24 protein-coding genes are annotated in these 22,460 nt (G+C 61.2%); 10 read left to right on the plus strand and 14 right to left on the minus strand.

The window, feature by feature from the left end:
- Nucleotides 1–396: 396 nt before the first annotated feature.
- The 4 genes from ACQ4WZ_RS19505 to ACQ4WZ_RS19520 form a co-directional block, all read right to left on the minus strand.
- A complete protein-coding gene (locus tag ACQ4WZ_RS19505; RefSeq protein ID WP_436574281.1) occupies nucleotides 397–1,161 on the minus strand; it encodes an SDR family NAD(P)-dependent oxidoreductase in 765 nt (254 codons plus the stop codon).
- 75 nt (nucleotides 1,162–1,236) lie between these two features.
- Nucleotides 1,237–1,758 carry a TPM domain-containing protein gene (locus ACQ4WZ_RS19510; RefSeq protein WP_101484135.1) on the minus strand — a complete coding sequence of 174 codons (522 nt, stop codon included), beginning with the start codon at nucleotides 1,756–1,758 and terminating at the stop codon, nucleotides 1,237–1,239.
- Nucleotides 1,758–2,591 (minus strand): TPM domain-containing protein, encoded by an 834-nt coding sequence (locus tag ACQ4WZ_RS19515; RefSeq protein WP_436574282.1) that lies wholly within the window; start codon nucleotides 2,589–2,591, stop codon nucleotides 1,758–1,760. The genes ACQ4WZ_RS19510 and ACQ4WZ_RS19515 overlap by 1 nt, the downstream gene beginning before the upstream one ends.
- Before the next feature lies 1 nt (nucleotide 2,592).
- The gene (locus ACQ4WZ_RS19520) at nucleotides 2,593–3,207 is read right to left on the minus strand and encodes a LemA family protein (protein WP_101484137.1); all 615 of its coding nucleotides are present in this window, start codon (nucleotides 3,205–3,207) and stop codon (nucleotides 2,593–2,595) included.
- Nucleotides 3,208–3,375: 168 nt separating this feature from the next.
- Here ACQ4WZ_RS19520 and pyrF point away from each other — a divergent pair, with 168 nt between their 5' ends.
- Nucleotides 3,376–4,209, plus strand: coding sequence for an orotidine-5'-phosphate decarboxylase (gene pyrF, locus ACQ4WZ_RS19525; RefSeq protein WP_436574283.1), 834 nt, complete (start codon nucleotides 3,376–3,378; stop codon nucleotides 4,207–4,209).
- A 168-nt stretch (nucleotides 4,210–4,377) separates the two neighbouring features.
- Here the strand turns inward: pyrF and sbcB are convergent, their stop codons facing one another.
- Nucleotides 4,378–5,826, minus strand: coding sequence for an exodeoxyribonuclease I (gene sbcB, locus ACQ4WZ_RS19530; RefSeq protein ID WP_436574284.1), 1,449 nt, complete (start codon nucleotides 5,824–5,826; stop codon nucleotides 4,378–4,380).
- A 156-nt stretch (nucleotides 5,827–5,982) separates the two neighbouring features.
- Between sbcB and ACQ4WZ_RS19535 the strand changes: the two genes are divergently transcribed.
- Nucleotides 5,983–6,597: a DUF5610 domain-containing protein gene (locus ACQ4WZ_RS19535; RefSeq protein ID WP_436574285.1), complete on the plus strand. Its 615-nt coding sequence runs from the start codon at nucleotides 5,983–5,985 to the stop codon at nucleotides 6,595–6,597.
- Between the two features lie 106 nt (nucleotides 6,598–6,703).
- On the opposite strand, the gene ACQ4WZ_RS19540 is transcribed toward ACQ4WZ_RS19535, so the two are convergent.
- The 5 genes from ACQ4WZ_RS19540 to ACQ4WZ_RS19560 all read right to left on the minus strand — a co-directional run bounded on the left by ACQ4WZ_RS19540 (nucleotide 6,704) and on the right by ACQ4WZ_RS19560 (nucleotide 11,611).
- The gene (locus ACQ4WZ_RS19540) at nucleotides 6,704–7,669 is read right to left on the minus strand and encodes a GGDEF domain-containing protein (RefSeq protein WP_101484890.1); all 966 of its coding nucleotides are present in this window, start codon (nucleotides 7,667–7,669) and stop codon (nucleotides 6,704–6,706) included.
- 261 nt (nucleotides 7,670–7,930) lie between these two features.
- Complete coding sequence (locus ACQ4WZ_RS19545) at nucleotides 7,931–8,308, minus strand: HPF/RaiA family ribosome-associated protein (RefSeq protein WP_034781728.1); 378 nt, start codon at nucleotides 8,306–8,308, stop codon at nucleotides 7,931–7,933.
- A gap of 229 nt (nucleotides 8,309–8,537) precedes the next feature.
- On the minus strand, nucleotides 8,538–9,203 hold the full coding sequence (locus ACQ4WZ_RS19550) for a DUF1345 domain-containing protein (RefSeq protein WP_436574286.1): 666 nt from the start codon (nucleotides 9,201–9,203) through the stop codon (nucleotides 8,538–8,540).
- Nucleotides 9,204–9,241: 38 nt separating this feature from the next.
- Nucleotides 9,242–10,513: an MFS transporter gene (locus ACQ4WZ_RS19555; RefSeq protein ID WP_133993934.1), complete on the minus strand. Its 1,272-nt coding sequence runs from the start codon at nucleotides 10,511–10,513 to the stop codon at nucleotides 9,242–9,244.
- Between the two features lie 72 nt (nucleotides 10,514–10,585).
- The gene (locus ACQ4WZ_RS19560) at nucleotides 10,586–11,611 is read right to left on the minus strand and encodes a CDP-6-deoxy-delta-3,4-glucoseen reductase (protein ID WP_436574287.1); all 1,026 of its coding nucleotides are present in this window, start codon (nucleotides 11,609–11,611) and stop codon (nucleotides 10,586–10,588) included.
- Nucleotides 11,612–11,623: 12 nt separating this feature from the next.
- Between ACQ4WZ_RS19560 and ACQ4WZ_RS19565 the strand changes: the two genes are divergently transcribed.
- From ACQ4WZ_RS19565 to ACQ4WZ_RS19580, 4 genes are all read left to right on the plus strand, one after another.
- The gene (locus ACQ4WZ_RS19565) at nucleotides 11,624–12,541 is read left to right on the plus strand and encodes an SDR family oxidoreductase (RefSeq protein ID WP_101484143.1); all 918 of its coding nucleotides are present in this window, start codon (nucleotides 11,624–11,626) and stop codon (nucleotides 12,539–12,541) included.
- Nucleotides 12,542–12,624: 83 nt separating this feature from the next.
- Entirely contained in the window at nucleotides 12,625–12,885 is a 261-nt protein-coding gene (locus ACQ4WZ_RS19570; RefSeq protein ID WP_070257479.1) for a hypothetical protein, read from the plus strand.
- Between the two features lie 198 nt (nucleotides 12,886–13,083).
- Complete coding sequence (locus ACQ4WZ_RS19575) at nucleotides 13,084–13,353, plus strand: hypothetical protein (RefSeq protein WP_133993932.1); 270 nt, start codon at nucleotides 13,084–13,086, stop codon at nucleotides 13,351–13,353.
- A 242-nt stretch (nucleotides 13,354–13,595) separates the two neighbouring features.
- Nucleotides 13,596–13,835: a hypothetical protein gene (locus ACQ4WZ_RS19580; RefSeq protein ID WP_029496207.1), complete on the plus strand. Its 240-nt coding sequence runs from the start codon at nucleotides 13,596–13,598 to the stop codon at nucleotides 13,833–13,835.
- Nucleotides 13,836–13,922: 87 nt separating this feature from the next.
- On the opposite strand, the gene ACQ4WZ_RS19585 is transcribed toward ACQ4WZ_RS19580, so the two are convergent.
- The 3 genes from ACQ4WZ_RS19585 to ACQ4WZ_RS19595 form a co-directional block, all read right to left on the minus strand.
- Nucleotides 13,923–14,639 carry a glycine-rich domain-containing protein gene (locus ACQ4WZ_RS19585; RefSeq protein ID WP_436574288.1) on the minus strand — a complete coding sequence of 239 codons (717 nt, stop codon included), beginning with the start codon at nucleotides 14,637–14,639 and terminating at the stop codon, nucleotides 13,923–13,925.
- Nucleotides 14,640–14,826: 187 nt separating this feature from the next.
- Nucleotides 14,827–16,674: a sensor histidine kinase gene (locus ACQ4WZ_RS19590; RefSeq protein WP_436574289.1), complete on the minus strand. Its 1,848-nt coding sequence runs from the start codon at nucleotides 16,672–16,674 to the stop codon at nucleotides 14,827–14,829.
- A 212-nt stretch (nucleotides 16,675–16,886) separates the two neighbouring features.
- Nucleotides 16,887–18,653: a glutamine--tRNA ligase/YqeY domain fusion protein gene (locus ACQ4WZ_RS19595; protein WP_101484146.1), complete on the minus strand. Its 1,767-nt coding sequence runs from the start codon at nucleotides 18,651–18,653 to the stop codon at nucleotides 16,887–16,889.
- Nucleotides 18,654–18,815: 162 nt separating this feature from the next.
- Between ACQ4WZ_RS19595 and ACQ4WZ_RS19600 the strand changes: the two genes are divergently transcribed.
- The 4 genes from ACQ4WZ_RS19600 (at nucleotide 18,816) to ACQ4WZ_RS19615 (ending at nucleotide 21,400) form a co-directional block, all read left to right on the plus strand.
- Complete coding sequence (locus ACQ4WZ_RS19600) at nucleotides 18,816–19,109, plus strand: DnaJ domain-containing protein (RefSeq protein ID WP_010395442.1); 294 nt, start codon at nucleotides 18,816–18,818, stop codon at nucleotides 19,107–19,109.
- A gap of 105 nt (nucleotides 19,110–19,214) precedes the next feature.
- A complete protein-coding gene (locus ACQ4WZ_RS19605) occupies nucleotides 19,215–19,727 on the plus strand; it encodes a hypothetical protein (protein ID WP_101484147.1) in 513 nt (170 codons plus the stop codon).
- On the plus strand, nucleotides 19,717–20,508 hold the full coding sequence (locus ACQ4WZ_RS19610; protein ID WP_101484148.1) for a hypothetical protein: 792 nt from the start codon (nucleotides 19,717–19,719) through the stop codon (nucleotides 20,506–20,508). Before ACQ4WZ_RS19605 ends, ACQ4WZ_RS19610 begins: the two co-directional genes overlap by 11 nt.
- A gap of 19 nt (nucleotides 20,509–20,527) precedes the next feature.
- A complete protein-coding gene (locus ACQ4WZ_RS19615) occupies nucleotides 20,528–21,400 on the plus strand; it encodes a hypothetical protein (RefSeq protein WP_101484149.1) in 873 nt (290 codons plus the stop codon).
- An 82-nt stretch (nucleotides 21,401–21,482) separates the two neighbouring features.
- Here ACQ4WZ_RS19615 and ACQ4WZ_RS19620 read toward each other — a convergent pair whose 3' ends face one another.
- Complete coding sequence (locus ACQ4WZ_RS19620; RefSeq protein WP_436574290.1) at nucleotides 21,483–22,385, minus strand: LysR substrate-binding domain-containing protein; 903 nt, start codon at nucleotides 22,383–22,385, stop codon at nucleotides 21,483–21,485.
- Nucleotides 22,386–22,460: the final 75 nt, after the last annotated feature.

Below are 22,460 nucleotides of genomic sequence, written 5' to 3' on the forward strand. Positions count from 1 at the left end.
TCGGTACTTACCATGTCGCGCACCTTGCCGGTGCCCGCCACGGTCATGAAAGGGGAGTGGTGTGCCATCGCAGCACACCTGTCTGTAGTCAGGCATATCGGTTGCCTGTACAGCAGATGAAGCAAGTATAGGGGGCGAACATGACGGGCTGATGACACGCCGCAACATTTTTTTGCGACAGGCAGAATGACTGGAAAGATTGGGTGGCATGGCAAGAATGGCCATGTTTCATGAGTGACAGCAAAAAAAAAGCCCGCTGGTGAAAGCGGGCTTAAAACTATTTTCTTGGAGGAGAATAGTGGAGACAGGTGCATTATGCTGCGTTGCACGATATGTGTCTAATGATCTTTTTAGATATGCGTTATTATTTTTTTATATAACTCCCTTGTTTCCCTCTCACTCCTTCACGGCCACCGTGTAGTTGAGCGCCATGCGTCCGCCATCGACATAGATGGTCTGGCCCGTCATGTAGGTGGCGTCGTCGCTGGCCAGGAAGGCGGCGATGCCGGCCACTTCTTCCGGCTCGCCGCAGCGGCCCAACGGCGTGCGCGACAAAATCGTGTGGCGCGCCTGCGGGCTGGACAATACCGCCTGCTTGGCCAGTTCCGTCAGGATGGTGCCCGGCCCGATGCCGTTGACGCGCACGCCATGCGGCGCCAGGTTCAGGGCCATGACCTTTGTCAGCTGGTTGATCGCGCCTTTCGACACCACATAGGGCACTTGATTCGGGATCGCCAATTCCGCGTTCACGCTGGACATGTTGATGATGCAGCCGCTGTTGCGCTTGACCATCTCGCGCGCTACGGCCTGGCCGCACAGGAACATCGATTTCAGGTTGATGCGCATGACCCTGTCGAAATCGTCTTCGCAGACGTCGAGGAAATCGGCCGCGTGCGTGACGCCCGCATTGTTGATGAGGATATCGATGTGGCCGAACTGGGCCAGAGTTTCCTTCAGCATGGCATCGACGTCTGCCTTCTGGCTCACGTCGGCGCAAAAGAAGCGCGCTTGCGGGCCGAGGGCGGCGGCTGCCTGCGCGCCTTCTTCCTTGATGTCGACCAGCATCACTTGCGCCCCTTCGGCGATCAGGCGGGTGGCGCACGCCAGGCCGATGCCTTGCGTGGCCCCCGTGACGATGGCGGTTTGATTGATCAGTTTCATGCGGTCTCCTCGGCGGTATTAGGGGCCGCGCCCAGCTCGCGCGGCAATGGGCAGATTTTAATCCCTGGGCAGGAATTAGAGGAGGATGGGTTCGTTCGGTAACTGGTTGCCACGCGTGCCGCTGGCGGGGAAGTGGCTTTGCAACAAGGTATTCAGCTGCTGCAAGGCATCGAGCGTACTATCATGGAAATTACCCTCCTTGAAGCCTCCCGTCATGATGCGGCACACGGCTTGCCACTGTTCCGGCGTGACGCGCCGGCCCACGTTGCGGTCGGCCACGATATCGACCTGGTGTTCGGCCAGGTTGATATAGATCAGTACACCAACGTTATCTTCCGTATCCCATACACCATACTGGGCGAACAGTTCGCGTGCCCGCTCGCGGTTGCTCACGCCCTGGTAGGCCATGCCGGGTGTCAGGGCCGCCTCAACGATCAGGCGTACTTCCGCCTGGTGCATCGCCTCACCGTCGGCAATCGTCGTTTCGATGGCTTTCAGCGTGCGTTCAGGAAAGGCCTGGCGCGCCGTTGCCGGCGTGCCGCGCAAATGCTTCAAGGCGCGTCCGCAGCGCTGTCCAAAGGTCAGTTGTTTCGTCATTACCAATCTCCCGAGGCGCCGCCGCCGTCAAAACCGCCGCCGCCGCCACCGAAACCACCGCCGCCACCGCCACCGCCAAATCCGCCACCGCCGCCGAAGCCGCCGCCGCCACGGTTGTTCAGCGCCTGGCTGAGGATGCTGCCCAGCACGACGCCCGTGGCGCCGCTGGACCAGTTGCTGCCGCGCTGCAGCCGCGTAGGTCCGCCGCGCGAGCGGAATACGGTCAGCAAGACGAGAAAGCCGAAGAACAGCAGCGGCAGCCAGAAGGTCAGGCCGCCCGCTTCCACTGTGGCCGGAGCCTTCTGCTGTGCGGGGGCGGGGAATTGCTCCTGGTTCAGCAGGGTGGCAATCGCGCCAATACCAGCGACCAGGCCACCGTAATAGTCATTTTGCTTGAAATGGGGCGCGATCACGTCCTGCAGGATGCGTTTCGATTGCGCATCCGTCAGCATGCCCTGCACGCCGCGCCCGGCTTCGATACGCAGGCGGCGCAGGGACGATGGGTTGTCTTTCGCCACCATCAGCAACACGCCGTCATCGACGCCCTTGCGGCCCAGCTTCCAGGCATCCGTCACGCGGATGCTGTATTGCTCGATGGCTTCCGGTTCCGTGCTCTTGACCAGCAGTACGGCGATCTGGCTGCCCGTCTTGGCTTCGTAGTCGGCCAGCACGCCTTCCAACGCCGCTTTCTGCTTGGCGTCGAGCATGCCGGCGTTATCCGTCACGCGCGCCGCCAGCGGCGGCACGGCTTGCAAGCCCTGTGCGCTGGCGGGCAGGCTGGCGCACAGCAGCATTGCCATCGCCAGCGCTGCCAGGGAAGACCAGGCTTTCATCTTATTTGCCGAAGTTGACGGTTGGCGCGGTCGAAATGGATTTTTCGTTTTCCACCGTGAACGAAGGCTTGACCTTGTAGCCGAACATCATGGCCGTCAGGTTGTTCGGGAAGCTGCGCGCATGCACGTTGTAATCTTGCACGGCAACGATGTAACGCTGGCGCGCCACGGTGATGCGGTTTTCCGTGCCTTCCAGCTGCGACTGCAAGTCGCGAAAGCTCGTATCGGCCTTCAAGTCAGGATACTTCTCGGACACCACCATCAGGCGCGACAGGGCCGACGACAGCTGTCCCTGCACTTGCTGGAATTTTTCGAACGCGGCCGGGTCGTTCAGCACTTCGGGCGTGATCTGGAAACTGGTGGCGGCGGCGCGCGCCTTGGTCACCGCTTCCAGCGTTTCTCGCTCGTGCGTGGCATAGCCCTTGACGGTATTCACCAGGTTGGGGATCAGGTCGGCACGGCGCTGGTACTGGTTGACCACTTCGCCCCAGGCGGCCTTGGTCGCTTCGTCCTTGGTCTGGAAGTCGTTGTAGCCGCAGCCCGTCAGGATACCGGCCAGGACGGTAACGCTCAGCGCCAGGCGCAGCCATTTGGTGAATTGATTGGTGATTTGCATGATGGGTTCCGTGCAGAGTAAAAGGGATGAGGCAAATATACCTGAAACGGCCCGGGATGTCGGTTTAATAAGCGCAGGCCGCCGCCCCTGGGGGGCTGTCTCCTGTCTTGTAAGGCCCGCGCCGCGTTACAATATGGGGTTTGCAACTGAATATAGAGAAGGTGTGCCGTGAATTTCATCAATAAATTATCCGCCGCATGGACGGCCAATAATTCCCTGCTGTGCGTGGGACTGGACCCCGACCTGGCGAAACTGCCGGCCGAACTGCGCGACTTGCCCGATGGAATCACCACCTTTTGCACGCGCATCATCGACGCCACGGCCGACCTGGCCTGCGCCTTCAAGCCGCAGATCGCGTATTTCGGCGCGCTGGGCGCGGAAAATCAGCTGGAAGACATCTGCCGCTACGTGCGCGAGAATTACCCGCATATCCCGCTGATCCTCGACGCGAAACGGGGCGACATCGGCGCCACGGCCACGCAATACGCGCGCGAAGCGTTCGAGCGCTACGGCGCCGACGCCGTCACCGTGAATCCCTACATGGGCGAGGATTCGCTCGATCCCTACCTGGCGTGGAAAGACCGCGGCGTGATCATCCTGTGCCGCACCTCGAACCCGGGCGGCTCGGATCTGCAATTCCTCGACACGGACGGCGTGCCCCTGTACCAGCGCGTGGCGCGCCTGGTGGCCGAGAAATGGAACAAGAACGGCCAGTGCGCGCTCGTCGTCGGCGCCACCTTCCCTGAAGAACTGGCGCAAGTACGCGCCATCGTGGGCGACATGCCGCTGCTGGTGCCCGGCATCGGCGCCCAGGGCGGAGATATTGCCGCCACCGTCGGCGCGGGCCAGACGGCGAACGGCATGGGCATGATGATCAGCTCTTCGCGCGCCATCATCTACGCCACGCCGCAAGCGGGCGAAGACTTCGCCGATGCGGCGCGCCGCGTGGCGATTGAAACGCGCGATGCCATCAATCAACACCGCGCGTCTGATGGTGTCTGACATAAGCTACTGCGCGTCGCGATTTGCGGCCGGCGATGCTCACTGTGCTATAGCACAGTTGCGCTTCTCGGCCGCAACTCTCATCCGCTCGCTACGCTTCTGTCAGGCACCGTGATGACTGTTGTTTGTCATCCATGCAAAATGCCGGGCTAGCCCGGCATTTTTCATTTAGTCGCGCTGCGGCGCGACGATCTCCGCGTAATCGTACAGCTCCCCCAAAATTTCTTCTCCCCGCTCATCCACGGACTCCGACAGCACGTCGATTTCCGTAAACAGCATCTCGATGGTGCGGGCGCCGCCGTCGCCGTCGAACAATCGGGCGGCGCGGTGCTGTTCCCAGCGCAGGCTTTCCGCTTCGCTCAGGGTTTGCGGGAAATTGCGGGCGCGGTAGCGGAACAGCAATTCCTGCAAGCGTTCGTCGGCAAACGAGGGGCGGGCCGTGGCCAGCTTGGCCGGCGTATCGCGGCGCAGGGATTCGAGCAGGCGGCGGTCGTCGTTGCTGACGAAACCATTGTACAAATCTTCATCCACATCCAGGGCGACATTCGCGCCCGGGCGCTGGAACACTTCGGCCCAGATCGCCTCCATGTTCGGCGCCGTGGCGGCCAGCTGCGCGTTGGCGCGCGCCGCTTCCACATCGATGCCCCATTGCTCGGCCATGGCGGGCGACAGGGTTTTCAGGTTGCCGACCAGCATGGGCGACTTGTTCAGGTGCACGCTTTTCACGGGCAGGCGCGTCATGCCTTCCGGCATGGCCTCCTTGCGCGTGAACAAACGCGTACGGATGGTGTCGGCATCCAGGTTGAACAGTTCGCGCGGATCGTAGGCGCAGTCCCAGACGAGAATTTCATTTTTATTGCTCGGGTGCGTGGCCAGCGGCCAGACGATGCCCAGGCAGCCCCGTTCGGCGGGGAACATGCCGGACACGTGCAGGAAGGGCTGGCGCTCGCCGGCGGCCAGGTGCATGCCCATTTCACTGGCGACCCTGTCTTTCTTGTGCAGGGCCAGGCAGAATTCGAACAGTTTCGGCTGCCTTTCACGGATCAGGCGGGCCAGGGCGATGGTGGCGCGCACGTCGGACAGCGCATCATGCGCCGCTTCGTGGGCCAGGCCATTGGCCTTGCTCAAGTGTTCCAGCCTGAAACTGGTCTGGCCATCGTCGCGCTTCGGCCATTGAATGCCTTCCGGGCGCAGCGCGTGCGTCATGCGCACCACGTCGAGAATGTCCCAACGGCCGCAATGGTTCTTCCATTCGCGCGCATACGGGTCGATCAGGTTGCGCCAGAACAGGAAACGCGTGACTTCATCATCGAAACGGATGGTGTTGTAGCCCACGCCGATGGTGCCCGGTTCCGAAAAGGCCGCTTCGATGGTGGCGGCGAACTGGTGTTCGGGCACGCCCAGCTGCAAGCATTGCTGCGGCGTGATGCCCGTGATCAGGCACGATTGCGGGTCGGGCAGGAAGTCATTTGCAGGCTGGCAATACAGCATGATCGGGTCGCCGATCTCGTTCAGGTCGGCATCCGTGCGGATGGCTGCGAACTGGGCCGGACGGTCGCGGCGCGGCTGGGCGCCAAAGGTTTCGTAGTCGTGCCAAAGGAAAGTCTGGGTAGTCATTGATGGTCGTTGATGGTCGTTGCTTAATTGGTTATCCGGGCCGCTAAAAGTGCCACTGCTACAGTTTTCTGAAAACCTGCCGATACTACACGAGAGCATGGTCATCATTGCGTTTCCCGCATGGTGGCATATATTGCCCGTTCAAGGAGGTCTATCGTGTCAATTCCCATCGCCGCAAGCGGCAATTCCACCCCTTCCGTGACTTCCGTCAGTACCGGCGTTGCCGGCAAGGACGATAAAGTCCAGCAAAAGGACGGCGTCAAGACTGAAATGAGCGTGAATGACCGCAGCAAGCTGCAGTTGAACGCCTCCATCATGCAGGCGTCGCTAAATGTCTCGATCGGTTCGGAAAACGAGCCGCTGGCGCTGCTGTACAAGACGGCCATCACGAATATCAATGAAGCGCTGAAGGGCCAGTACGGCGACGACGCCATCCAGAACGCAGCCTCGCAGGACAATAGCGCCGAGGCGACGGCAAGCCGCATTGTATCGCTGTCGACGGGGTTTTTTGACGCGTTCAAAAAACAGAACCCCGGCCTGGATGACGATACGGCCCTGACCAAGTTCATGGACACCATCAGCGGCGGCATGGAAAAAGGCTTCAAGGAAGCGCGCGACATTCTGGGTGGCTTGAAAGTGCTGAATGGCGATATCGCCGGCAATATCGACAAGACGTATGAACTGGTGCAGAAGGGCTATGCGGATTTCATCGCCGCGCACAGCAGCAAGAAGGATGAGACCGCCAAGCCGGCCGACAGCAAGGCCGCCTGATCCTTATTACGCCGGAAGCGCCGGAGAAAATGTCCAGGGCGAGGCGCATTGCCGAAGGCAGTACGAATGTACGACGAGGCAATGCAACGACGCCATGGGCTTTTTATCAGGTGCTTACGCGGTTTCGCCCGCCGGCTTTGGCGCGGTACAGCGCCGCATCGGCCGCCGCGATCAACGCTTCGTCGTCCTGTTCCGCCTCCAGCCTGGCCACGCCGAACGAGCCCGTGATGTGCGGCAGCGCGCTGCGCATGTCGGCGAAGATGACGGCGTGCTCCATGCGCTCGCACAGGCGCTCGGCCACCCGCAAGGCGACGTGTTCGTTGGTATCTGGCAAGATCACCATCATTTCCTCGCCACCATAGCGCACGGCAAAATCCGTGGGCCTCAGGGCTGCGCCCAGCACTTGCGCGGCGATGCGCAGCGCCTGGTCGCCCGCCTGGTGGCCGTGCGTGTCGTTGAAGCGCTTGAAATGGTCGAGATCTATCATCACCAGCGACAGCGGAGAGTTGCTGGCGTGAGCGGTGATGATCATGTTCGGCAGTAAATCGGTCAGCCAGGCGCGGTTGTACAAGCCCGTCAGGCTGTCGACCATAGACAGCTGGCGGTAGAATTCGCCCAGTTTCTGGCGCCTGCGCAGCAGGGCATTGGCGGCGCGGATGCGGAAGGACAGCAAGCGCAGCAGGTTGCGCGCCAGACCGTTCGATTGTTCGATCAATTCCCAGACGACGGCCGCGTCGATCACCAGCAAATCGGTTTCTTCCAGGGCAGAAATGGCGGCCAGGTTGCTTGCTTCATCGAGCACCGATTGTTCGCCCACGCTTTCGCCGGGCAAGACCTTGCTGACGGTGCCGTCATCCATACCCGTGTGGGTGTCGGCCGCCACGGCTAGCGAGCCGCGCAGGACGATGTACAGGCTGGTGCCCTTGCTGTCGGCAATGGCTTCGCCCGCTTCGAGGCGCATGACGGGGCAGGGCGCCAGCATGGCGGCCGTCTGGCTGTCAGCAGCATCGCAAAATAGCTGTAAATCGCCGATGTTGCAGCCTGAAGCACCGAAGTTGCCGATATGTTCCACAATCATACTTTCAAAAAGCCGACGCGCGCGAGCAGCGGGACGGTATCTTCATGATAGCGTAAAGCGGCCTTGGCTGTAACGGCAAAGGCTTGCTTGATGTCACTTACTGTGGGAAATACGACAATTATTTCAATGTCGCGTTAATCAGCGGGAATGCTGATGGTTTTGGCATTGTTGTTGCCGCGCGCGAAAGGCGGGCCGGATGTGCAAAGGCAGCCTTGAACGGCTGCCTTGGTCACTAGAGTACTGCGGTGGGTGGAGTTACTCGGCGGTTTCTTCCGCTTCGGCCGTATCGATCACGGCATTCTTGCCGGTGGCGTGGCGCTTGCTGTCTTGCAGGCGGCCCAGGGCGCTATCGATGGCACGTTTCAGCTTGTCGGTGGCGCCGGCCACGGATTGATGCACGGTGGCGTTCTGTTCGGTCACGGCAATCGGCTGATAGCCAGCAACGCGAGCTTCCATGACGCAGCGGATATCGTCGGCGCCGCCTTTCGGGCCGTTCGTATCGCTGATGTGGACTTCGATGCGGGTCAGGTTGTCGCGGAAGCGGTTGAGTGCGCTTTCAAGTACGGATTGCACATGTTCGTTCAGTCCAGCGGTGTTGGCGATGGTGCTGTCGGTATGAATATTGATTTGCATATGCTTACTCCTGTCAATTCAAAAAAAACCCATCTCAGGCGCCATGCACGGCAGCGGTCTATTCCACTGCGGGTGCGCGTCGGCGCCTGGTTCTTGCCTCATGCACTTGATCTCTGTGCATGACTTATCTTACTCCAGTTTCCACAATTTCAAGGGGTCTGCACGATTAAGATGCGCTTAACCCTTCAGCCAGATCAAGTTTCCTTGTGGAATCTTTTTGCCCTGCTGCTTATCCATTGATCAAGCCGGCGGCAATATTGATGGACAGTCCCAGCACGACCAGGTTGAAGAAAAAGCTCAGCACGGATTGCCCCAGCACGATCTGCCGCATCGATCGCGTCTGCACGCAAACGTCCGACGTTTGCACGGCCACGGCGATGGTGAAGGAGAAATACAAAAAATCCCAGTAATCGGGGTTTTGCTCGTCGTCGGGAAATTTCAGGGGACGTAGTGCGGGGTCGGCCTGGTAATACAGGTGGGCATAGTGAAAGCAGAACAGGGTGCCGACGAGAAACCAGGAGCCGACCAGCGTGAGGATCGTCAAGCCGTAATGCAGCGCGCGCTCGTCCGGCGCCATGTCTTTCATCGACGACAGTTGCGAGACGATGGCCGCCAGGCTCATCACGGAGGCGACGGACAGGGCCGACAGGACCGTGGCGGCCCGCTCATCCTGGCGCGCTGCCATCACCTTCACCTTGTGATGGTTGGCGCGCATCATCATCCAGGCCATCGTCGCCAGGTAAAACCAGACGGCGACGTTCCACGCCGTCAGCAACCGCGTCATCTGTTGCCAGGACGAGGGCAGCAGCAGGCCGGCTACCACGCCGATGGCCGTGGCCATGCTCAGGTGGGGGCGGCTGCGGATGAAGCTGCGCAAGGGAAACGTGATTTTCATGGTGCGAGTTGGTCAGTAGCGATAGCGCATCTTAGCGCTTAGTGTGCGCTCGCGGTCGCCGTTCTGGCGGCCGCTTCCTTTTCGTGGTGGGGGAAGCGGTCCATGCGTGACAGCACGGGGAACAGCACGGCCCAGATGCCCGTCACGGCCAGGGTGGCGGCGCCGCCGAAGAGCACGGCGCGCACCAGGCCGAACCAGCCAGCCGTCAGGCCCGATTCGAATTCGCCCAGCTCGTTCGAGGCACCGATGAAGACGGCATTCACGGCGCTGACCCGGCCGCGGATCTCGTCAGGCGTCTCGAACTGCACCAGCAGGTGGCGGATGTAGACGCTGACCATGTCGCCGGCGCCCATCAGGAACAGCGCCGCCAGCGCCAGCGGGAAATAGCTGGTGCTGCCCAGCACCAGGGTGCCCAGGCCGAAGACGGCCACGCCGCCGAACATCCAGGCGCCCACGCGGCGCGTGATGGGGAAGATGGCCAGAATGATCGAGCACAGGGCGGCGCCGGCGCCCGGTGCCGTGCGCAGCAGGCCCAGGCCGCTGGGGCCGATATGCAGCACGTCATGCGCGAGTGCCGGCAGCAGGGCCGTGGCGCCGCCGAACAGCACGGCGAACAGGTCGAGTGAAATGGCGCCCAGCACGATGGGTTTCGACCAGACGAAGCGCAAGCCTTCGAGCAGGGTATGCCAGCTGACGGGTTCGCGCTTCACCACTTGCGGCGCCGGCGTGGTGGCGCGCATCAGCAAGACGGATACCACCAGCAGCGCGGACGAGATCAAATACACCACCTTGGGGCCGAAGTAATACAGCAAGCCGCCCAGGGTGGGGCCCAGGATGATGGCCACGTGCGAGCTCGATGAGCTGAGCGCGACGGCGCGGCTGAAGTGCTGCGTGGGCACCATGTTTACCAGCACGGCTTGTGTGGCCGGCATCATGAAGGCGCGCGCGCTGCCGAACAGCACCAGCACGGCAAACACGGGCCAGACGATGGAGAGTCCACTCAGCGTAAAGGCCAGCAGGGCCAGCGCGCAAGCGAGCTGCGCCGCCAGGCACCAGGCGATGATGTTGCGGCGGTTGTAGCGGTCGGCGACATGGCCGGCCGGCAGGATCAGCACGAGGAAGGGGGCGAACTGCGCCAGGCCGATCAGGCCAAGGTCGAACAGGCTGCCCGTGATCTGGTACACCTGCCAGCCGATGGCCACGCTTTGCATCTGCACGGCCACCGTGCCCAGTACGCGGGCGGACAGGTAAAAGGCGAAATTGCGGTGACGCAAGATACTGAAGCCGTTGCCGGCGGACGCGAGGGACATGATATTTCCAGGGAGCAGCGGGGAGGGGGGGGGCAGCGGATGCCGCACCAGCAGCCCCCGCTGTCTGGATGCCTACTTGGCCAGGTCGGCTTCGGTGGTGAAGGCGTCCGCGTAGAACTCGTCGGCTGGAAGTTGACACAATTGCACGAAATCGCGGTTGGCCGACTCCACGACGATCGGTGCACCGCAGGCATACACCTGGTAAGCGGACATATCTGGCAGGTCGGCCATGACGGCCTGGTGCACGAAGCCCGTGCGGCCGCTCCAGGCGTCTTCCGGCAACGCGTCCGATACGACAGGCACATACGTAAATTGCGGCAGGTCAGCGGCCCACTGGCGGCACAGCGCATCCATGTACAGGTCGTGCGGGCGGCGCGCGCCCCAGTACAGGGTGATCGGGCGCGGGGATTGCTCGTTGATCATGTGTTCGACGATGGCTTTCAACGGGGCAAAACCCGTGCCCGAGGCCAGCAGCACGACGGGCTTGTCGCTGTCTTCGCGCAGGAAGAAGGTGCCCATCGGACCTTCGAAGCGCAGGATGTCGCGCTCTTTCATGCTGCCGAACACCTGGTCGGTGAACAGCCCGCCCGGCATGTGGCGGATGTGCAGGCTCACGGGGCCACCGTCGACGGGCGCGCTGGCCATGCTGTAGCTGCGGCGCTTGTTGTCGCGCAGCATGATTTCGATATACTGGCCGGCGCGGTAGTGCAGGCGCTCGCTGGCCGGCAATTGCAGGGTCAGCACAACGACGTCAGGCGCGACTTTGTCGATGGTGGTCACGCGCGACGGCATTTTCTTGATCGGATAGTCGCTGCTGCCTGCCACTTCGCGCGCCTGCACCACCAGGTCGCCCTGGGGCACGGCGCAGCACAGCAGCGAGTAGCCGGCGGCCGCTTCATCTTCCGTCAGGGAGCGGGCCTGGTATGGCTTATGCTGTACATCGCCGGACACGATCTTGCCCTTGCAGGAACTGCAGGCGCCGCTCTTGCAGCTATACGGCAAGCCCACGCCGGCGCGGATCGCTGCCGACAGAACGGTTTCGTCCGCTTCACAGCTGAATTGGTGGCCGCTGGGCTGAACAGTAATTTGAAAAGTCATACAATCCTTGATATGAAAAATATGTTAATGCACTCTTTGCGCAAGCCGGTGGGTTTGCCGCGCCTGCTGATCCTGGGCTGCGGCGACGTCGGCATGCGTCTGCTGCCCCTGCTGCGCGCGCGTTTTCGCGTCTTTGCCGTCACCAGCCAGCCGGCGCGTTGCGCGCAGCTGCGGGCGGCCGGCGCCGTGCCCATCGTGGCCAACCTCGACGACCGCGCCAGTCTGAAGCGGCTGGCGGGACTGGCGAGTATGGTCGTGCATCTGGCACCGCCCCTGTCGTCGGGCTTGCTGGACCTGCGCACGCGCAATCTGGTCGCCATTTTACCCGAGCATGCCCGCATGGTGTATGTGAGTACCAGCGGCGTGTATGGCGATTGCGCTGGCGCCTGGGTCGATGAGACGCGGTCGACAGCGCCGGCGAATGCGCGGGCGAAGCGGCGCGTGGATGCGGAGCAGGTCTTGCGTGGCTGGGGCGCGCGCCGCGGCGCCAGCGTGGCCATCCTGCGCGTGCCGGGCATTTATGCGCACGACCGTCTGCCACTGAAGCGCCTGCGCGAAGGCACGCCGGCTCTGGCCGCTGGCGACGACGTGTACACCAACCATATCCATGCCGATGACCTGGCGCGCATCATCGAACGGGCCTTGTGGCGGGGCAAGCCGGGACGCGTGTATCACGCCAGCGATGACAGCGAACTCAAGATGGCGGACTATTTCGATGCCGTGGCCGATACGTTCGGCTTGCCGCGCCCGCCGCGCCTGCCGCGTGCCGAGTTGCAGCAAGTGGTCACGCCGATGCTGCTGTCGTTCATGTCCGAATCGCGCCGGCTGCACAATACGCGTCTCAAGCGCGAGCTGGGTGTGTGCCTGCGCTACGCGCGCGTTGCCGATGCCTTGCAGTCGCTGTCCGACGATGTGGCCGGCATCGGGTAAAATGGCCGGTTATCTGCGCACTTTGCTGGGCCGGCGCGCAGCGCGCCGTTGCGGCGGTGCGCCATTCACTTAAGGACTACAGCATGAGCACCCTCACTTACGAAGAATACCTGGACGAGGTCACCACCGTCCTGACGGAACTGTACGACCTCGACGACGATGCCGCCATCAAGCTGGTCGTGGCGGCTCAGGATGCCGAATTTTTTGTTCCGCACGATGCGCATGAGGAAATGCGTACCGCCGAGCAAGCCAAGAAAGATGCGGTCACCCTGTTCGAGCGCAAGCAGAATCGCCAGCAAACGCAGGAAAAACAGCAACAGCGCGTGCGCCAGCAAAAGAAATAAGGGCGGACCATCGGCTGCCTGGCCGCTGGCGCAGGGAACAGTGCGGGCTTCGGCGCAATGCCGGGGCTTGGCCATTTGATGCAGCGCAAGGGCATCATGGCGAACTGGCGATATGCTGAGCAAAGTCGTCACGCGTCCAGGTTATTTGTGGTGGGCTCTACACAGCGCGACGCTGTTACCCGTCAGTAGGAGCGAGCCATGCGAACTGCGAGTTACCCCAGCAAGGAACAAGTACGCGCCTACATGCGCGGTCGCGAACATGCGCTGCGGCCACCGCCACCGCCCGATGAAATTCGCCGGCAACTGGCCTGGTGCCGCATGGATGCCTTCCCGGGCGCCTGTTTGCTGGCCATGCCGGCCGACGTGGCCGCGCACAGCTGGGTTTTATCGGCCGACATGGCCCGCCTGAGCACCCTCATGGCCATAGCTTGGCTCATGCACAGCGGTGTTCCTCATCGTAAAAATTGATGACTTGCAGCAAATTTTTCCGATTTGAGTTATCCTCTAGCACATTCCAAGTGCGTCAATTCTCTTCAATTATCACAATTTTGCTTTAAGTTACGCAAAAATCAACAATAGCGTGTATTATATTGTTTGTGGCTTAAAAGCCGCATAAGTGATGGCGCTTTTTAGTGTGTTTACCCTGAATTATTGCAGAAGAGACATTCGGTTTCTTTATGCATTAATACAACAAGTACGGATTTTTGATCATGTCTCTCAAACAAATTACTTCTTTGCCTACCTACAACCCGAATCGCGTCCTCGATGCGATCATCGACAAGCTGCAACTGAAAAACGATGCCGCCTTGTCGCGAGCTCTGGAAGTGGCGCCACCTGTTATCAGCAAGATTCGTCACAACACCTTGCCGATCGGCGCCACTATCCTCATCCGCATGCATGAAATCAGCGATTTCAGCATTCGTGAACTGCGCGAGTTGATGGCTGCCTAAGAGCGCCTGACAGACGGTAAACTGAGAGGTGCCGTCTGCGTAAGTCAGGCTTGCCGCGTGCGGCAGCCATAGCTGTTGTCTGCTTTTCTATTGCGGGTCGCGGTTCAGTACCGGACGATCGACATAGAAACGCCCCCTTTCCAGGCCAGTGGTGGACGACTTGACCACCGCTGCGGCCAGTGAGGCGGGCGCGCTGGAAAATGCGGTGTTGGCAGCCCCGGTCGCGCGGCCCGAATACGCCGTCGCCTGCACCGCCGCACTGGAAAACGCCGTTTGCACGGCCCGGCCCGAGTAGGCTGTCGCCTGCACTGCTGCACTGGAAAACGCCGCCTGCACCGCCCGGCCCGAGTAGGCTGTCTCCTGCACTGCCGCACTGGAAAACGCCGCTTGCACGGCCCGTCCCGAATACGCCGTTTCTGCGCGGATATAATCTTCCCCGAACGTTTGCTCATACAGCTGCTTCATGCGCTCGCCCACGCGCTGGTGCGCCGCTTCGTCATCTTCGCCGCGCAAGCCGATGTACGGAAAGTGATGCAGGAAATAACCGAAGACCTGTTCGCAGTCCGCTGCATATTTCAGCGTGTCGAGGATGTGGTAATGCCAGAAGGTATCGACGTCCATCAGCGGCGCCGTTTCTTCTTCCGGAAACTGTTTCATCAGGATCAGGAAGCGCCGGTATTCGAACTCCACCGCATTCGCCTTCTCCAGGCTCCATCCTTCGCCTGACTCCCTGTGCATCAGCTTGACTTTGATCGCGTCCAAATTTAAATCAGCAATTGCCTTGAAACTGTCGTTCGTATCCATGAATGTCCTTTGGTAAAGAGCGTTGTGGGAAATACGGTGCAACAAGGGAGAGTGGTGGGTGTGTCCTCCTTGCAAGTAGTCGAGGAATGCCTAGTCCTTGGCGGGCAGGTGCTAAGTTGTTCTACATCAATATTGCATTTAATGACAAAATACGCAAGCTGAGCTTGCTTCATGCGGGACGTGCCTGTCAGGCGTTGACCCGGCTGTCTTCCTGGTAGGGGAATGCAGTGGCGTCCGCACCCAGCGGCACGCTGACATGCACGCTCATGCCGGCACCGGGGCTGCTTTCTATGTAGAAAGTGCCTCCCAGTAGCTTGATGCGCTCCTCGATCCCCACCAGCCCAAATGAGCCCAGCTTGTTGCGTCCGTCGATGGCCGCGCCCACGCCGTTGTCGCTGACGCACATCGACACGGTATCGCGGCACTTTTCCAGCTTGACTTGCACGCGGCTGGCATTGGCGTGCTGGGAAATATTGCTGAGCGACTCTTGCAGGATACGGAACAGGGCCGTGGCGCACTGGTCGCTCAAATAAATATCGTGATGGCTTTCGCTCACTTCGCAGGCGATGCCCGTGCGCTGGCGAAATTGCGCCACCTGCCATTCGACGGCCGCATTCACGCCCAGGTCCAGCACGGTTGGACGCAAGTCGTTGATGATTTGCCGTACGCTTTTAATCGTAGCGTCGATCTGCTCCAGGGTCGATCTGGCGCGGGCGTTCAGGCGCGGGTGACGGCGCTGCGTGCGCGAGGCCAGCATGTCGGCATCGATGCGCAGCACCAGCAGGTTCTGTCCCAGGTCGTCGTGGATTTCGCGCGCGATGCGCTTGCGCTCTTCTTCCTTGATCTGGTCGGCGTGGGCTGCCAAGCGGCGCAGTTTCTGGTGCGACAGCTGCAGGCGGATCTGGCTGGCGCGCAATTCCTCCGTCATGCCCGTCGCCAGCTGGATGGCGCGCCGGCGCGACGACGCCAGGGTGTGAAACAGCATGTACAGCAGCATGGTGCTGGCAAAACCGGTCAGCAGGGCCAGCCACGGCAGGAAGGCGCCGAAGCGCGTGTACAGGTCGCTCTTGCGCACACTGAACAGCGCTTGCCACGCGCGGCCATTGTGGTCGATCAGCATCGTGCTGCTCAGATACCGCCCCGAGTTGCCGGGCAGCCACCATGGTGCACGCATGCCCCCCGTCGTGCTGTCGAAGATGGGGCGCATGTCGTGCGGCAAGTCCAGCTGTTCGCGCGCTTGCGGGCCGATATCGAACAGGGTCAGGCGGACATTGCGTACTGGCATGTCGGCCAGCGCGCTGCGCATCATCGTCACCAGATCGTAGCCGACGCCGACGGAACCCTGGTAGGCCGCGCGCCTTTGCCCCACCGTGCCAGTGGGCATGCCGAAGCGGTACACGGGCATGCGCATGGCCATGCCCGTCAGCTGCGGCCGCCCTTCCATCGGCACAGGCACGCCGGAATTGCTGATCTGCGCCGTATCGCGCGACTGTGCCAGTGCTTCGGCGATCAGGGGCCGCGAAGCGATGTCATAGCCATACTTTTCCGGGGCGCTGGCAATCGGTTCGAGGTATACCATCACGGAGTAATGGGGGCGCGGCCCGGGCGGATGGATGGCAAACGCCGGATAGCCATCGCGCCCGGGCGGATGGTCGTGCTGCATGGCCGCTTCGAAGGCGGGGCGCTGCGACTCGTCGAGTTCCCGGCTGTAATTGAGATTCATCACCCCCGGATAGTTCTGTTGCAAGTCCATGTTCGCCACGTAGCGGTGGAATTGCTCGCGGCTCACGTGTTCGTTGGCGTGGAACAGGCTAGCCGTGCCGCGCAGCAAGTTGGCATACGACTTGATGCGCGACGCGATGTTTTTCTGGGTAGTGCGCGCCAGATTGTTGAACAGCTCGCTGGCATCGTTTTCGATCGACAGCGAGGCGGCCATGTAGAACATCAGGCCCACCAACAGCGACACCACGAAACCGAGCAGCCAGAGCGGTCTTTTTTCAGCAGATAAAGGGTGTTTGCCGGCAGTAGTAGACATCGCCATCCGCATCAGGAAGAGGAATCGGTGCCGCCCGTGTGCTGGAGGCTGTACCAAGTTGCACAAGCACTAATGACATTGCAAATTGCTCAATAGCTGCCTAATATACAAAATTTTCGGGAATGTAGTCAACAGGCAATATTTCGCTGGTGACTATGTTGCTGAAAAGAAAAAAACCGCCGAAGCGGTTTTTTTGTGAGCAACATGACGGCTTATTTTGCCGGCTGCCAGCTGTCTTTCAGGGTGACGATGCGGTTGAAGACGGGCTTGCCAGGCTGGCTGTCGACCCGGTCGGCCGCGAAATAGCCGTGGCGCTCGAACTGGAAGCGCTGTTCCGGCTGGGCCAGTTCCGCGCCCGGTTCCAGCCAGGCTTGCACCACTTCCTTGGCCAGCGGATTCAAGGCCAGCTTGAAGTCCTTGCCGCCCGCGTCCGGCTGCGGGTCCGTAAACAGGCGGTCGTACAGGCGCACTTCGGCGGGAATGGCCGTCGGCGCGCTGACCCAGTGCATATTGCCCTTGACCTTGTAGTTGGCGCTGCCTTCCGTGCCCGACTTGCTGTCCGGGAAGTAGGTGCAATGCACGGCAATGACCTTGCCGTCTGCATCCTTGTCGTAGCCCGTGCATTCGATCACATAGCCATAGCGCAGGCGTACCTTGCTGCCCGGCTTGTCGGCTATCGGTGGATACAAACGGAAATAGCCTTTGTTCGGCACTTCCATGAAGTCGTCTTCCTCGATCCACAGCTCGCGCGAGATGGGGAAGGTGCGCAAGCCCCGTTCCGGGAAGTGCGGATGCACGGGCGCCGTGCATTCCACGCTCTCGTTTTCAGGGAAATTGTCGATGATCAGTTTCAACGGACGCAGCACGGCCACCGTGCGCGGCGCCTTCGGGTCCAGGTCTTCGCGCAAACAGCCTTCGAGCACGCTGTAGTCGATCCAGCCGTCGGATTTGGTCACGCCCGTGCGTTCGCACATCAGCTGGATTGCTTCCGGCGTGTAGCCCCGGCGGCGCATGCCCACCAGGGTCGGCATGCGGGGGTCGTCCCAGCCGTCGACGATTTTTTCTTCCACCAGCTGGCGCAGCTTGCGCTTGCTGGTGACGATGTAGGTCAGGTTCAGGCGCGAGAATTCGAACTGGCGCGGCACGGGCTGCTGGAAGAAGCCGCCGGCCGACAGGGTTTCCAGCAGCCAGTCGTAGAACGGGCGGTGGTCCTGGAACTCCAGGGTGCAGATCGAATGCGTGATGTTTTCCAGCGCGTCCGAGATCGGGTGCGTGTAATCGTACATCGGGTAGATGCACCAGGCGTCGCCCGTGCGGTGATGATGCGCATGGCGGATGCGGTAAATGGCCGGGTCGCGCAAGTTCATGTTCGGCGAACTCATGGCATCTTCGCTCATCTTCGCGCGCAGAATGTGCTCGCCATCCTTGAACTGGCCCGCCTTCATGGCGCGGAACAGGGCCAGCGACTCGTCGCGCGGACGGTCGCGGAATGGCGAATTCTTGCCAGCCTGGCCGAAATTGCCCCGGTTGGCAGCCATGTCTTCGGCGCTTTGGCTGTCCACATAGGCAAAGCCGGCCGTGATCAGGTATTCGGCCATCGCATACAGCTGGTCGAAGTAATCGCTCGCGTAGTGCAGGTGGCTCTGGCCATCGGCATGCTTCGGTTCCCAGTCAAAGCCCAGCCATTTCACGCTGTCCATGATGGTGTCGACGTATTCCTGTTCTTCTTTGGCCGGATTGGTGTCGTCGAAGCGCAGGTTGCACTGGCCGGCGTAATCGCGCGCCAGGCCAAAGTTGACGCAGATCGACTTGGCGTGGCCCACGTGCAGGTAGCCGTTCGGCTCTGGCGGAAAACGCGTGATCACCTGGGGCAGTCCGGGACGCACGTGGGCGCCGGCAGCCAGGTCGGCTTCGATGATGTTACGCAAGAAATTGGGCGCCAGCGCTGGCGCGGCGGTATTCGGTTTATCGTTGCTCATTGATCAATGCGGAAGAGTGACAGTAAAAAGCATTTTACCGTACCGCAAGCGCTTTATAAGCACGTATTTGACCCCATATCCCAGCATGCAAGGGACGCGGGCGCCGTTCTATAGGATAATCTGCCTTTAATTAGCAAACAAATCGTGACCCCGGAGCCATTTATGGAAAATTTATATAACGTCCTCGGTGTCGCGCCCAATGCCAGCGACGATGAAATCAAGAAGGTTTACCGTTCGCTGGCCATGCGCTTCCACCCCGACCGCAACCAGGCCCCCGGCGCCGAGGCGCGCTTCAAGAGCGTCACCAAGGCGTATGAAATCCTGGCCGACCCGGCCAAGCGCGCCGAATACGACCAGAGCGTGAATCACCGCATCATCATCGATCCGGAAGCGGAAGCCTATGCCTTGTGGTGTGGCGTGTTCCGCCTGCATGGCACCGTCCTGCCGGCAGATTAAGCCTGCTGGCGGCCGCCCGGCCAGCCTGAATGATTTGAAAAACAACAAACAATGGTGCTTTTGCTTTTAAGTAAAAGTGCCGCGCATCACATTGGAAAGCACAGCATGAGAAGAGTACACCCTGAATTCGCGTACCAGTCGCGCGAGCTGGAAGGCCAGATCGATGGCATCCTCGGCGACCCGCCTAACCGCAAGAATTATAAAAGCATGGTTGATGCGCTGGTCAGCGAGTACGCCAGCGGCGGCGGCATCGAAGACGTGAACATGCTGGCCTTCGCGCTGGTCGATCACATTACCTTCAGCGACCCGAAAGGCTTGCTGGCCGAAAGCGAAGACTACGAGTTTGGCGACCCGGCCCGCGTGTTCTCCATGGCCGCCTGCGCCGCGCCGGAAGCGGCCAAGATGTACGCCGCCATCGAAGAGAGCTTCCCCGACCTGGCCCGCCAGGCCATCATCACGGCATTTTTGCACAAGAATCCGCGCCTGTGGGACGACGACGACCAGTCGCTCGACCAGCTGGCTGCCAATGACGACGGCGACGACGATCACGACGAAGACGAAGCCACCGACGATTTCGCCCAGATGTTTGACCAGGATGGAGATGACCATGGCCGATAACAAGGATGAACAAAAAAGCAACCTGCCCGCGCTGACCAAGCAGGTCACGGAATTGGTGCTGTCCGGTTCGCTGGGCCACGCCGAGCAGGCGTTTGCCGACGCGGCCGACCAGTATGGCGATCTTGCCGTGGTGGAAGTGCTGAGCGCCATCCCGCCGCAAGTGACGGCCCTGCACCTGGCCGGCTTTGACGGCGGCAAGATGTCGCTGGCCACCTTGCTGGTGCCGCCGAAGGCCTGGGCCGACAGCCTGGCCTTCATCGCCGCCACCTGGAGCGATGACCAGATCGAGGATGATCCGGAACGCATCGCCGAGTCGCTGTTCGCGCACATCCACGGCGTGGTGTTTTCCACCGACGATGCCGAGCGCCGCCGCGAGCTGCTGCTCGAAGCGTCCGCCACCGACTGGGGCGCCACGGCGTTCGCCATTCTGTTCTCGATGGCGCCGAAGGAAATCCTTGAGGTGGCGGGTGAAATCGTCATCAAGGGACCGTATGTGACGGGCGTGACTTCGTCCGACAACGACGTCGTGCCGCTGGCCATTGAGCTGGCGCAAGCGAATGAAGACGGCTGGGACCGTTCCCTGTTCGAACTGTTCCCCGACTTCCGCCACAGCGCCGACCTGGCCGATGCCGAATACTCGGACGACCCGGACGAAGAACCGACCATGTTGCAGCGCAGTACCAAGGAATTGCTGTACCGCCTGCGCAAGCAAGTGCCGAGCACGCGCAGCGCACCGCGTTCCAGCACGCGCCGCAGCCTGGGCACCGGTATTTTCTCGTAATGAAAGCAGGGAACGTCTAATGCTGCCAGCAATTGTTGTAGAGAATCTTCCGCGCCTGGTGCGCGCCATCAAGCTGTTGCCGAACGACCCGCGCGAGGATGCGGCGCTGGACCTGGCCGATGAATTGACGGGCATCACGGCCATGGTGGCCGAGAAGTTCACGAATGAACGCACGGCCGACGGCATCCAGAAAGCGCTGTTCCTGACGGTGGGTGGCGTTTCGCTGGGCCTGGAGCAGGCCGTCACACATGAAGGCGACCAGGCCGCACTCGATTTCCTCGTCGAGCATGGCGCCGAGCACGCGTTCCAGGTGGGTTTCCGCCTGATCAAGGAGCTGTCGCAGTTGCCGGAAGACGCTCTTGTCGGTGAGTACGACCAGGACCCCGTCTACCTTGCGCGCCGCCTGCGCGAGCTGTTCATCGATATTTGCCAGGCCGACCCTAACCAGAACTGGGCCGGTTATGAAAAGTACGCGGTGCAGTTGCAACAGCGCAAGGAAGTGCAAGCCGTGGTGCGCCTGGCCAGCTGGCTGCGCCGCCACCACGACAACGGCCCTGTCAGCGATAGCGACTTGAATGCCGAGGGCGTCATTGCCGTGGCCATCATCTTCGCCATCGAAGGCGGCGGGCGCATCATGGCGCGCACGGGTCAAAAGGAGTTTGAACGCTTCGTGCGTTCCGTGCGCAAGAACAAGCCCGACTTCGAGGAAGGCTGGGCCGCCCTGGTGGCCAAGGTGCCGGTGCAGCATCACCCCGTGCTGCTCGACCGCATAGAATCCTACCGCCGCAGCTGCACCGTGGTGCATAAAATCCTTACGCGGGCCAGCATGAAAAGCCTGTTCGAGGACCTGGAAAATTATGCGGGTTCCGAGCTGGACGCGGATTATTCGTAATCCAACGCTGTTGTCGGATTACGCGGCGGCTTCGCCACCGCTAATCCGACCTACGACTCAACGTAGGCCGGCATGCGCCGGCCTATTCTTTTTCCTCCAGCGCCGCTGCCTCGGCCAGTTTGACAAACGCCGCCACCAGCGGCGACGTTTCTTCTTCCCGTTGTGCCAATAACAAGCTGGTGCTCGCCTGCGGATCGGCGATGGGGCGGTAACACACGCCATCCATGCGGATGCGGTCGAACGAGGCGGGCAGCACGGAAATGCCGCAACCGGCCGCCACCAGGCCGATGATGGTCGACGCTTCGCCCGCTTCCTGCGCTACCTGGGGCACGAAGCCGGCCGCCTTGCACAGGCGGAAGATCTGCGGATAAATCCCCGTGCCCGCATCCTTGGGATACATGACAAAACTTTCGCCCGCCATGTCGGCAATGGCGATGGCATCCTTGGCCGCCAGCGCATGGGCAACAGGCAGCACGAGAAACAGCGGGTCTTGCCGCAGTGGCGTCAGCTTGATATCGGATGGGTAGGTCGTTTCCGGCGGACGCACGAAACCCAGGTCCATCGTCCTGCCCGAGATCGCTTCGAGCTGATGCAAGGTCGCCATTTCGTGCAAGGTCAGGGTGACATGCGGGAATTGCTGGCGGTAGCGGTTGATGACGGTGGCGAAATACGGTGTAAATGGCGTGGAAAAGGTAAAGCCGATGCGCAATTCGCCCGCTTCGCCCCGCTGCGCCCGCCGCGCCGTGACGGCCGCCTGTTCCGACAGGGCCAGGATGCGCCGCGCATCATCGAGGAAGAGTGCGCCCGCCTGCGTCAGCCGCACGGAGCGCTTGTTGCGCTCAAACAACTGCGCACCCAGTTCCCCTTCCAGCGCCTGGATCTGCTGGCTCAGCGGCGGCTGGCCGATATGCAGCCTTTCGGCCGCGCGCGTGAAGTGCAGCTCTTCGGCGACGGCGACGAAGTAACGCAGGTGGCGCAATTCCATTGTATGGTCCGATTCAGTAATCGTTTTAAAGTATGAGTTGGGCCTTAAATATATATTGGACGATATGAGTTGGCA

This window comes from Janthinobacterium darwini, from assembly GCF_051380905.1.
Taxonomy (GTDB): Bacteria; Pseudomonadota; Gammaproteobacteria; order Burkholderiales; family Burkholderiaceae_D; genus Janthinobacterium.